We start from the raw sequence: 12,188 nt of genomic DNA on the forward strand, positions 1-12,188 counted from the left end.
CAGACCCTTACGCAGGGGGCGGTCGCCCTTTACTCTGATCCCTGCTCGATAGTTACTCGCGAGTTAAACAACGGCTCGCCAGTAAACCCAGCCGCACCTGAGCCAGCCGCCTGACGCGGGCCCCGGAGGATGTCGTGAGCGACACACAGACCCTGATCGAGAACCGTCCGCCGTCGGTGGCGGGCCTTTTCCTGGAGCGCGTGGCGGCCACGCCGGACGCCGAGGCCTATCGGTATCCGGTCCCATCGTCCTCCGGGCAGGGGCCGGAGGAGTGGAAGTCGCTGAGCTGGGCGCAGGCAGCCGAGCGGGTCTACGCCATCGCGGCGGGACTCATCGAGCTGGGCGTGCGGTCCGAGCAGCGCGTCGCGCTCGCATCGAGCACCCGGATCGAGTGGATCCTCGCCGACCTCGGCATCATGTGCGCCGGCGCCGCGACCACCACGGTGTACCCGCAGACCAACGCCGAGGAGTCCGCCTACATCCTGTCGGACTCCGAGAGCCGGGTGCTCATCGCTGAGAACGTCGACCAGCTGGCCAAGGCGAAGGAGAAGCGCGCCGAGCTGCCCGAGCTGACCCATGTCGTGGTCGTCGACCCGGCGGGTCTGGCGAACGAGGAGAGCGCCGACTGGATCCTCACCCTCGACGAGCTGGAGAAGCGCGGCGCGGCCCGCCTGGAGAAGGACCCCGACCTGATCAAGGAGCGGGTCGGCGCGATCACGAAGGACCAGCTGGCCACCCTCATCTACACCTCCGGCACCACCGGCCGCCCCAAGGGTGTGCGCCTCCCGCACGACAACTGGTCGTACATGGCGAAGGCGATCGCCGCGACCGGCCTGGTCAGCAGTGAGGACGTGCAGTACCTGTGGCTGCCCCTCGCGCATGTCTTCGGCAAGGTGCTCACCTCCGGCCAGATCGAGGTCGGGCACGTCACCGCCGTGGACGGCCGCGTCGACAAGATCATCGAGAATCTGCCGGTCGTACAGCCCACGTACATGGCGGCCGTGCCGCGCATCTTCGAGAAGGTCTACAACGGCGTCGCCGCCAAGGCCCGTGCGGGCGGCGGGGCCAAGTACAAGATCTTCCAGTGGGCGGCCGAGGTCGCCCGCGAGTACGCCAAGGTCGCGCAGGACAACTTCCGGCGTACCGGCACGATGTCCGTGCCGTTCGGTCTCGGCGCCAAGCACAAGGTCGCCGACGCGCTGGTGTTCGCCAAGATCCGTGAGGCCTTCGGCGGCAACCTGCGCGCCTGTGTCTCCGGGTCGGCCGCCCTCGCGCCGGAGATCGGGTACTTCTTCTCCGGCGCCGGCATCCACATCCTCGAGGGCTACGGCCTGACCGAGTCCTCGGCGGCTTCGTTCGTGAACCCGGGCGAGGCCTACCGCACCGGTACGGTCGGCAAGCCGCTGCCCGGTACGGAGGTGCGGATCGCGGACGACGGGGAGATCCTGCTGCGCGGCCCCGGCATCATGGAGGGCTACCACGGGCTGCCCGAGAAGACCGCCGAGGTGCTGGAGTCGGACGGGTGGTTCCACACCGGGGACATCGGGGAGCTGTCGGCCGACGGGTATCTGCGGATCACCGACCGCAAGAAGGACCTCATCAAGACGTCGGGCGGCAAGTACATCGCGCCGGCGGAGGTCGAGGGGCAGTTCAAGGCGGTGTGCCCGTACGTGTCCAACATCCTGGTGCACGGGGCCGACCGGAACTTCTGCACGGCGCTGATCGCGCTCGATGAGCCGGCCATCGTCGAGTGGGCGAAGGAGAACGGGCTCGGGGGGAAGTCGTACGCCGAGATCGTGGCCGCGCCCCGGACCGTCGAGATGGTCGACGGGTATGTGAAGCAGCTCAACGAGGGGCTTCAGCGGTGGCAGACCATCAAGAAGTTCCGGTTGCTGCCGCGGGACCTCGATGTGGAGCACGGTGAGATCACGCCGAGTCTGAAGTTGAAGCGGCCGGTTGTGGAGCGGGAGTACAAGCATCTGATCGAGGAGATGTACGAGGGCTCTCGCGAGGCGTAGGTGTGGTCCGGGAGCGCGGGCGGCCGCGGGTTGTTCGTGGTCGCTCGCGCCCACGCGGTGGAGCCGCAGATCGACACAGCCCCGCGCCCCTAGAGGGCATCGCCCACCCGGCGTCGCAAGTTCTGGATCTCCGTGCGCAGGCGTTCCACCTCTCTGCCCTTGCGGTAGAGGTCCAGGAAGACGCTCACCTTTGCCCGCAGGACCCATGGGTCGAAGGGCTTGGTCAAATAGTCGGCGGCGCCCGTCGCGTAGCCGCGGAAGGCGTAGCCCGAGTCGTCGTCCGCTCCTGTCAGGAAGATGATCGGGACGTCGCGGGTCTGGTCGAGGCGTTTGATGTGGGCTGCTGTCTCGAAGCCGTCCATGCCGGGCATCCGGATGTCGAGCAGGACCAGGGCGATCGGCTGCCGCAGCAAGGCCTTCATCGCCTCCTCGCCCGAACGGGCGCGCACCAGCGGTTCGTTGAGGGAGGCGAGGACGGCCTCCAGGGCGGTCAGGTTGTCCTCCATGTCGTCGACCAGGAGGATTCCGGCGCGGTCGGTGCTCATGACGGTCGGGTCTCCTCCGCCGGTTCCTCTGCGTCCTCTGCGTTCTCCGGGTCCAGCAGTTCGCATACGACCGTCAGCAGCCGGTCGATGTCCACCGGCTTGGGCACGTAGTCGTTGGCGCCGCGGGCGATGGACTTCTCCCGGTCGCCCGGCATCGCCTTGGCGGTCAGCGCCACAATCGGCAGGCCGGTCCAGCGGGGTGTGCGACGGATGGCGGAGATGGTCTCGTAGCCGTCCATCTCCGGCATCATGATGTCCATCAGGACCAGTTCGACGTCCGCGCTGCGCTCCAGGGTCTCGATGCCCTCGCGGCCGTTCTCCGCGTACAGCACGGTCATGCCGACCCGGCCCAGGACATGGGTGAGGGCGAAAACGTTGCGGATGTCGTCGTCGACGATCAGCACCCGGCGCCCGGCCAGGATCCGGCCCGGCCTGCCGGACGTCCACGCCTCCAGTTTCGTCGGCGCGGGCCAGGCGTCGTCCGTGTCGTGCGCGGCCGGGTACGGTCCCACCGTCGGCTGGAGGGGCAGAGGAAGCGCCGCGCGCTCCTCCGGGCCCGGAGGCGGCGCCGTGTGGCCGGGGCTGACGACCGGTACGTACAGGGTGAACCTGGAACCCCTGCCGGGCTCGCTCTCGGCGATGATCCGGCCGCCGAGCAGGCCCGCGATCTCCCGGCTGATCGACAGGCCGAGGCCGGTGCCGCCGTACTTGCGGTTGGTGGTGCCGTCGGCCTGCTGGAACGCCTCGAAGATCACCGGGAGTTTCTCCGGCGCGATCCCGATGCCCGTGTCGGACACGGCGAACGCGACCACGTCGTCGGTGTCCCGAATATGGCGGTGCTCGGCGTCCTGCACCCGGTCGACCCGCAGCTCGACCTTGCCCGACGCGGTGAACTTGATGGCGTTGGACAGGAGGTTGCGCAGGATCTGCTGGAGCCGCTGTTCGTCCGAGTACATCTCGCGCGGTACGTCCTCGCCGACCGCGACCTCGAAGGCGAGCCCCCGGTCGATGGTGAGGGGGCGGAACGTGGCGTGGACGTAGTCGAGCAGCTTGATGAGCGGGAGCCGCTTGGGCCGTACGTCCATCCGGCCGGCCTCGATCTTCGACAGGTCGAGGATGTCGTTGATCAGCTGGAGCAGGTCCGAGCCCGAGCGGTGGATCGTCGTCGCGAACTGCACCTCCTGGTCGGAGAGACGGCCGTCCGGATTGTCGGAGAGCAGCCGGGCCAGGATCAGCAGGGAGTTCAGCGGGGTGCGCAGCTCGTGCGACATGTTCGCCAGGAACTCCGACTTGTACTGGGAGGACGTGGCCAGCAGGGCGGCCTTCTCCTCCAGTTCGGCGTTGGAGCGCTGCAGCTCGCCCTGCTGCTTCTGGAGTTCGTCCGAGCGTTCCTGGAGCTGCATGGCGAGGCGCTGGGACTCGCCGAGCAGGGACTCCGTGCGGGAGTTGGCGATGATCGTGTTGATGGCGACACCGATGGTGTTGACGAACTGGTCGAAGAACGCCAGGTGCACATCGGAGAAGCGGGAGAAAGAGGCGAGCTCGATGACACCGAGGAGCTTGTCCTCGAAGAGGATCGGGATGATGACGATCGTCGTGGGAGCCGCCTCGCCCAGGCCGCTGTTGATCTTGATGTAGTCGGGCGGGGCGCCCTCCACCAGGATCCGCTTCTTCTCGCGGGCCGCCTGAGCGACCAGGCCGTGCACGGGGAGGGCACCGGTCTCGACGGTCGCGTCCTGGGCGGCGCCGTAGCCGGCGATGAAGGCCAGGCCCTTCGTCGGCACGGCGGTGCGCAGGGCCGCGCCGTCCTCGTCCGGGTCGGCCAGGTAGAACGCGCCGTACTGGGCGTTCACCAGCGGGGTCAGCTCGCGGAGTATCAGGTCGGCGACCTCCATCAGGTCGCGGTGGCCCTGCATCAGGGAGGCGAGGCGGGCCAGGTTGGACTCCAGCCAGTCCTTCGCGCGGGTCGTCTCGCGCAGGTTGGCCACCATCAGGTTGATGTTGTCCTTCAGCTCGGCGACCTCGCCGCGCGTCTCGACCGTGATCGAGCGGGACATGTCGCCCTGGGCCACCGCGGAGGCGACCTCGGCGATCGCGCGAACCTGGGTGGTGAGGTTGAGCGCGAGTTCGTTGACGTTCGTGGTCAGGCGCTTCCAGGTGCCGTAGACGCCCTCGACCCGGGCTTGGCCGCCCAGTTGACCCTCACTGCCGACCTCGCGGGCCACACGGGTGACCTCGGAGGCGAAGGAGGACAGGGTGTCGACCATCGTGTTGATCGTGGTCTTCAGCTCCAGGATCTCGCCGCGCGCGTCCACGTCGATCTTCCGGGACAGGTCGCCCTGCGCCACGGCCGTCGCCACCTGGGCGATGTTGCGCACCTGGGAGGTGAGGTTGTCGGCCATGTAGTTGACGTTGTCCGTCAGGTCCCGCCAGACGCCGGAGACGCCCAGCACCTGGGCCCGGCCGCCGAGCCGGCCGTCGGTGCCTACCTCGCGGGCCACGCGGGTCACCTCGTCGGCGAAGGCGCGCAACTGCTCCACCATCGTGTTGACGGTGTCCTTCAGCTCGAGGATCTCGCCGCGGGCGTCGACCGTGATCTTCTTCGACAGGTCGCCGTTGGCGACGGCGGTGGTGACCTGGGCGATGTTGCGGACCTGGGAGGTCAGGTTCAGCGCCATGAAGTTGACGTTGTCGGTGAGGTCCTTCCAGACGCCGGAGACGCCCCGGACCTGGGCCTGACCGCCGAGATTGCCTTCCGTGCCGACCTCGCGGGCGACGCGGGTGACCTCGTCGGCGAAGGCGGAGAGCTGGTCGACCATCGTGTTGATCGTGGACTTGAGCTCCAGGATCTCGCCCTTGGCCTCCACCGTGATCTTCTTGCCGAGATCGCCCTGGGCGACGGCGGTGGAGACGAGCGCGATGTTCCGCACCTGGGAGGTGAGGTTGTCCGCCATGAAGTTGACGTTGTCGGTGAGGTCCTTCCAGACGCCGGAGACGCCCCGGACCTGGGCCCGGCCGCCGAGGTTGCCCTCGGTGCCGACCTCGCGGGCGACGCGGGTGACCTCGTCGGCGAAGGCGGAGAGCTGGTCGACCATCGTGTTGATGGTCGACTTGAGCTCCAGGATCTCGCCCTGCGCCGCGACCGTGATCTTCTGGGAGAGGTCGCCGTTGGCCACGGCCGTAGTCACCTGAGCGATGTTGCGGACCTGCGAGGTCAGGTTCGACGCCATGAAGTTGACGTTGTCGGTGAGGTCCTTCCAGACGCCGGAGACGCCCCGCACCTGCGCCCGGCCGCCCAACTGGCCCTCGGTACCGACCTCGCGCGCGACGCGGGTGACCTCGTCGGCGAAGGCGGAGAGCTGGTCCACCATCGTGTTCACGGTCAGCTTCAGTTCCAGCAGCTCGCCGGTCGCCTCCACCGTGACCGTGCGGGTCAGGTCGCCGCGCGCCACCGCCGTCGTCACGGCCGCGATGTCCCGCACCTGGGCCGTCAGCCGGGACGCCATGGTGTTGACGGCCTCGGTCACGTCCCGCCAACTGCCCGACAGGCCCCGCACATTGGCCCGGCCGCCGAGCCGCCCCTCGGTGCCGACCTCGCGCGCGACCCGCGTCACCTCGCCCGTGAACAAGGAGAGCTGGTCCACCATCGTGTTCACGGCCCGGCCGAGGTGACGCAGATCGCCGCGTAACTGCCGGGTCCCGTCGTGCAGATCGACCCGCTGGGTCAGATCGCCGCCGGCCACCGCGTCCAGTACCCGCGTGGCGTTCGCCGCCGGGGCGACCAGGGCGTCGAGCAACTGGTTCACGTCGTTGACGCGGGAGGTCCACAGGCCCTGGCCCGGGCTGGCCGAGAGGCGCTCGTCGAGCCGGCCGTGCCGCACCAGCTCCCGTCTGACGCGCTGCACCTCGGTGGTGAAGTGGACGCTGCGGTCCATGATCTGGTTGAAGACCGCGGTGAGTTCGGCCACCATCCCGTGGCCGGTTTCCGGCACCTTGGTGAAGTCGCCGTCGCGTGCGGCGGTCATCGCGGCGAGCAGTGGACGCAGATCGGATGTACGAATCTGACCGTCTTCGTACCGGTCTTCGACCACAGGAGTAGCACTGTTCTCACTCATGGCGGCCCACTTCGGTAACTCGGCGCTTATGGGCGTGGTCAGTCTGTCACTCTGTCGGCATCGACTGTGGCGTATTCGTACGAACTGCCCGGGGAGCCGTCCATGGGGGCCATTCCGACGCAACGGGAGACCGCCTCCCGTGCCTCGCAGGCGCCTGCACACGCTTCGGAGACGCCTGCGTCCGGTGAGGACGAGCTTGTTTCCGAGGAGCCCGCACCGACCGCCGAGACGCTCACGCCCGACGCGGGCGCCCCGGCCTGCGCGGCGCCCGCCCCCATATCCCAGGCGCCCGCACAGGAGTGCGCGCGGGCGCACGCGACCCTGTCCGGCAGCTCACTCGCGCCGGGCACCGCACGCGCCCTTGTGCGCTCGGCGCTCGCAGAGTGGACCCGGCTCGGCCTGCCCGGCACCGAGCACCTCACCGACCGCCTCGCCGACGACGCCACGCTCGTCGTCAGCGAACTCGTCACCAACGCCGTCGTGCACGCCGGCACCGACATCGAGCTGGCGTGCCGGCTGGAAGGCGCCGACGGACTCGACGGCGACGACGGCGACGGCAACGAGACGGTCGCGCTCGTCGTCGAGGTCTGCGACCACCACCCCTCACGCGCCCCGCGCGGCGGCGAGCCGGAGACACCGCACGACATGCCCGAGTACGGGCGCGGCCTGCGGCTCGTCGGCGCGCTCTCCGAGGCCTGGGGCATCACGTACCGCACGGGCCGCAAGACCGTGTGGGCGCGGTTGCCCGCCAAGGGGTGCGCGGCGGGCGAGCAGATCGAGGCGTACGCCGAGGAGCAGGCGCTGGCGCGCGGGCTGCGGGTGGCGGAGATCCTGGCGCCGGAGCCCCGCAAGGGCCGGGAGGCCGGGGAGCCTGGTGAGGCGGACGCGGGAGAGTCGAGGGAGGCCGGACGGCGCCGGCGTGACGGGCGGGATCGGCAGGACGCACAGGACTCTCGCGGCCTACGGGACCGGCAGGGCCCACAGGCCTCCCGCGCCCTGGCGGACCGGCAGGACTCCCGCGGCCTACGGGACTGGCGTGACTGGAACGACGTACGGGACTGGCGAGACCGTTACGAGGGCGGTAGCGACGGATGCGACGGTGCCTGGCTGGGCCGCGGCGCCCTCTCCTTCCTCGCGGAGGCCTCCGACCTGCTCGCCGGGCAGCTCGACGAGGACCTGGTCGCCGCCCTCGCCGGGCAGCTGATCGTGCCAAGGCTGGCCGACTGGTGCGCGGTGTGGCTGGAGGACGAGGCCACCGGCGGCGGCTGGGGCGGCGGGGCCGGAGCGGGCGGGCCGCGCCTGGCCCGGGTCTGGCACGGCAGCGAGAACCGCATCGAGGAGCTGCGCCAGGCCCTGGAGAAGGACCCGCCACACCCGTCCGACCCGCCCGGGTCCTGGCCCGTCGACTACCCCTGGCCGGGCGAGGCGCTCGGTGACGCGCCGGGCGAGCCGGGGTCGGCACTCGCGTACCGGCTGGTCGCCGGGGGACGCCCGCTGGGCACCCTGGTCATCGGCCGGTCGGGGGCCGCCGGCTTCCCCGACGAGATCACCGGCCTCGTGGAGGACCTCAGCCGCCGCGTCGCCCTCGCCATCGGAGCCGCCCGCCAGTACGCCCGCCAGGCCACCATCAGCGCCGTACTCCAGCGCGGACTGCTGCCCGGCGCCGTCGCCGAGATCCCCGGGGTGCGCAGCGCGCTCGTCTACGAGCCGTACGACAAGGGCGGGCCCAGCGGCGATTTCTACGACCTGTTCCCGGCCGGTGACGGCCGCTGGTGCTTCGCCGTCGGCGACGTCCAGGGCAAGGGCCCCGAGGCGGCCGTCGTGATCGGCCTGGCCCGGCCCTGGCTGCGGCTGCTGGCCCGCGAGGGCTACCGGGTCGCCGACGTCCTCGACCGCCTCAACCAGCTCCTGCTCGACGACGCCACGGAGGCCGCCGACGCGGCGGCCCGGGCGCTGGTGGCGGCGGGCGCCCGGCCGACCCCGCCCGGCGACGGCCCCCAGACGCGCTTCCTGTCCCTGTTGTACGGCGAACTGGTCCCCTTCGACGGCGGTGTCCGCTGCACCGTCGCCTCCGCCGGGCACCCGCTCCCCCTGCTGCTCGGGGCGGGCGGCGAGGTCCACACGACAGCGCAGCCGCAGACCCTCCTGGGCGTCGTCGAGGACGCCACGTACACCAGCGACACCTTCGAGCTGCGGCCCGGCGACACGCTGCTGTGCGTCACCGACGGCGTGACCGAGCGTCGCTCCGGCACCCGCCAGTTCGACGACGAGGACGGGCTCGCGGCGGCGCTGGCCGGGTGCGCGGGGCTGGACGCCGAGCTGATAGCCGAGCGGATCAAGCGGTTGGTGCACGAGTTCGGGGCGCGGCCCCCGGCCGACGATCTCGCGCTGCTGGTGCTCCAGGCGGAATGAGCAGGCGGAGCGAGCGCGCGGGTGCTGGACAATGGAAGGCATGCCTTCCGCACTTCCCGACGGCGAGCCCGTCCCCGACGACGGCGCGCTCCCCGCGTCCGCGCTCGCCGGGGCCACCGGCCGTCCGCTCGGGTTCTATCTGCACGTCCCGTACTGCGCGACCCGCTGCGGCTACTGCGACTTCAACACCTACACGGCGACCGAGCTGCGCGGCACGGGCGGTGTACTGGCCTCCCGCGACAACTACGCCGAGACGCTGGTCGAGGAGGTCCGCCTGGCGCGCAAGGTGCTGGGTGATGATCCGCGGCCCGTTCGTACGGTGTTCGTGGGCGGGGGGACGCCTACGCTGCTGGCCGCCGGTGATCTCGTACGGATGCTGGGCGCGATCCGTGACGAGTTCGGGCTGGCGCCGGACGCCGAGGTCACGACGGAGGCGAATCCGGAGTCGGTGGACCCGGCGTATCTGGCCGCGCTGCGGGAGGGCGGCTTCAACCGGATCTCGTTCGGCATGCAGAGCGCTCGGCAGCATGTGCTGAAGGTGCTGGACCGTACGCATACGCCCGGGCGTCCCGAGGCGTGCGTGGCGGAGGCGCGGGCGGCGGGCTTCGAGCACGTCAACCTCGACCTGATCTACGGCACGCCGGGGGAGAGCGACGACGACTGGCGGGCCACGCTGAGCGCCGCGCTGGGCGCGGGGCCGGACCACGTCAGCGCGTACGCGCTGATCGTCGAGGAGGGTACGCAGCTGGCCCGCCGTATCCGCCGGGGCGAGGTGCCGATGACGGACGACGATGTCCACGCCGACCGCTATCTGATCGCCGAGGAGGCGCTGTCCTCGGCGGGCTTCGAGTGGTACGAGGTGTCCAACTGGGCGACCTCGGAGGCGGGGCGGTGTCTGCACAACGAGCTGTACTGGCGGGGGGCCGACTGGTGGGGGGCCGGGCCTGGGGCGCACAGCCATGTGGGCGGTGTGCGGTGGTGGAACGTGAAGCACCCCGGTGCGTATGCGGGGGCGCTGGCGGTGGGGCGGACGCCCGGTGCCGGGCGTGAGGTGCTGTCGGAGGAGGACCGGCGGGTCGAGCGGATTCTGCTGGAGCTGCGGTTGCGGGAGGGGGTGCCGTTGGCGTTGTTGCGGGAGGAGGGGCTGGCTGCGTCGCGCAGGGCGCTGTCGGACGGGCTTCTGGATGCCGGGCCGTATGAGCAGGGGCGTGCTGTGTTGACGTTGCGCGGGCGGTTGCTGGCGGATGGGGTGGTTCGGGACCTCGTGGACTGAGGGGCTCGGGGTTGGTGCTGAGGCCGGGGGGTTTCGCAGCCCGGCGTAGCGGGGTGCCTCTCCCACTCTCGGCTTCGCTCGAGCGGGGGGACCCCCCACCGCCCACCCGTGCCGCCCTGGGGGGCACCTCCCAGGCCCTTAAGGCACTGGGGGAGGCACGATTGCCCGCAGCTAGGACGTGACGAAGTCGATCAGTTCCTCAACCCTGCCCAGCAGCTCCGGCTCCAGGTCCCTGTATGAGCGGACCCCCGACAGGATTCGCTGCCAGGCCGCGCCTGTGTTCTGCGGCCAGCCGAGGGAGCGGCACACGCCTGTTTTCCAGTCCTGGCCGTGGGGGATCCGGGGCCAGGACTCGATGCCCAGGGACGTCGGCTTCACCGCCTCCCAGATGTCGATGTACGGATGGCCCACCACCAGGGCGTGCTCGCTCGTGACCGACTCGGCGATGCGCCACTCCTTGCTGCCCGGGACCAGGTGGTCCACCAGGACGCCCAGGCGGGCGTCCGGGCCGGGGGCGAAGGACTCGACGATCGACGGCAGGTCGTCGACGCCCTCCAGGTACTCCACGACCACGCCCTCGATGCGCAGGTCGTCGCCCCACACCTTCTCGACCAGCTCGGCGTCGTGCCGGCCCTCGACGTAGATGCGGCCCGCGCGGGCCACACGCGCACGTGCGCCGGGGACGGCCACCGAACCTGAGGCGGTGTGCGTGGGGCGGGCGGGGCCGGACGACGGGCGGACCAGCGTCACCGCCCTGCCCTCCAGCAGGAAGCCGCGCGGCTCCATGGGGAACACACGGTGCTTGCCGAAGCGGTCCTCCAGCGTCACCGTGCCCGCCTCACACCGGATCACCGCGCCGCAGAAGCCGCTTCCGGGCTCCTCGACCACCAGGCCCGGCTCCGCCGGAACCTCGGGCACCGGCTTCGGCTTCTTCCACGGCGGAGTCAGGTCCGGAGAGTACTGGCGCATTCGAATGACGATAGGAGAAGGCGTACGGCGATCACCGCGACACGCCGAAACGCGCCGCCAGCGCGTCCCGCTGGGCCCGGACGAACGCCGCGTCCACCACCGCTCCGTGACCGGGCACGTACAGTGCGTCCTCGCCACCCAGGTCGAGCAGCCGGTCGAGGGCGGCAGGCCAGTGGGACGGCACCGCGTCCGGCCCCGCCTGGGGCTCTCCGGACTCCTCGACCAGGTCCCCGCAGAACACCACCTCCGGATCACCGGGCACCAGCACCGCCAGGTCGTGCGCGGTGTGCCCCGGGCCGACGTTCGCCAGCAGCACCTGGCGGCCGCCGCCCAGGTCGAGCGTCCACTCGCCGGAGACCAGGTGGCCGGGCGGGACCAGCCGCTCCGCCGCCTCCTCGGCCGTGGACGCCGCCAGGCCCTGGCGCACCCCGTCCTCGCGCAGTTCCTCGCGGTCCCGCACCCGTGTCAGCAGCGCGTCCACGCCCACCGCGCCGAACACCTCGGTGTCCGAGAGCGCCGCGGCGCCGAAGACATGGTCGAAGTGTGGGTGGGTCAGCGCGAGATGTGTCACACGGTGACCGGTGAGTGCCCGTGCCTGCGCGTCCAGTTTCGCGCCCTCGGCGAGGCTGGACCCCGCGTCGATCATGAGGACCGCGCCCTCGCCGGCGACGAGCCCGATCGTGCAGTCCCACACCGGCAGCCGGCACCGCCCCACACCGGCGGCCACCCGCTCCCACCCGAGCTCTTCCCAAGTCACGTTCATACGGCGACGCTAGCGGTGACACTCGTTCTGAGCACGACAGCGCACGACCAGCCTTGCCGGGGGTGCACCCCACCGCCGTACACTGGGCCGGGG

Annotated in this window: 7 protein-coding genes; 3 read left to right on the plus strand and 4 right to left on the minus strand. The window is 70.9% G+C overall.

Annotated features, from left to right (window positions below; translation table 11 throughout):
* The first annotated feature begins 134 nt into the window (after positions 1-134).
* Positions 135-2,018, plus strand: coding sequence for an AMP-dependent synthetase/ligase (locus OG542_RS27165; protein WP_328414078.1), 1,884 nt, complete (start codon positions 135-137; stop codon positions 2,016-2,018).
* Between the two features lie 89 nt (positions 2,019-2,107).
* Here OG542_RS27165 and OG542_RS27170 read toward each other — a convergent pair whose 3' ends face one another.
* Both OG542_RS27170 and OG542_RS27175 read right to left on the minus strand, forming a co-directional pair.
* Positions 2,108-2,563 (minus strand): response regulator, encoded by a 456-nt coding sequence (locus tag OG542_RS27170; protein WP_311125641.1) that lies wholly within the window; start codon positions 2,561-2,563, stop codon positions 2,108-2,110.
* Positions 2,560-6,678 carry a HAMP domain-containing protein gene (locus OG542_RS27175; RefSeq protein WP_328414080.1) on the minus strand — a complete coding sequence of 1,373 codons (4,119 nt, stop codon included), beginning with the start codon at positions 6,676-6,678 and terminating at the stop codon, positions 2,560-2,562. The genes OG542_RS27170 and OG542_RS27175 overlap by 4 nt, the downstream gene beginning before the upstream one ends.
* 102 nt (positions 6,679-6,780) lie before the next feature.
* Here OG542_RS27175 and OG542_RS27180 point away from each other — a divergent pair, with 102 nt between their 5' ends.
* Together OG542_RS27180 and hemW are read left to right on the plus strand one after the other, a co-directional pair.
* A complete protein-coding gene (locus OG542_RS27180; RefSeq protein WP_328414081.1) occupies positions 6,781-9,090 on the plus strand; it encodes a SpoIIE family protein phosphatase in 2,310 nt (769 codons plus the stop codon).
* 40 nt (positions 9,091-9,130) lie between these two features.
* On the plus strand, positions 9,131-10,363 hold the full coding sequence (hemW, locus tag OG542_RS27185; protein WP_328414082.1) for a radical SAM family heme chaperone HemW: 1,233 nt from the start codon (positions 9,131-9,133) through the stop codon (positions 10,361-10,363).
* Positions 10,364-10,534: 171 nt separating this feature from the next.
* On the opposite strand, the gene OG542_RS27190 is transcribed toward hemW, so the two are convergent.
* Positions 10,535-11,332: a DUF3097 domain-containing protein gene (locus tag OG542_RS27190; protein WP_328414083.1), complete on the minus strand. Its 798-nt coding sequence runs from the start codon at positions 11,330-11,332 to the stop codon at positions 10,535-10,537.
* 31 nt (positions 11,333-11,363) lie between these two features.
* Positions 11,364-12,095, minus strand: a complete 732-nt coding sequence (locus OG542_RS27195) for an MBL fold metallo-hydrolase (protein WP_328414085.1) — start codon at positions 12,093-12,095, stop codon at positions 11,364-11,366.
* Between the last annotated feature and the right edge of the window lie 93 nt (positions 12,096-12,188).

Source organism: Streptomyces violaceus, from assembly GCF_036014075.1.
Taxonomy (GTDB): domain Bacteria; phylum Actinomycetota; class Actinomycetes; order Streptomycetales; family Streptomycetaceae; genus Streptomyces; species Streptomyces violaceus.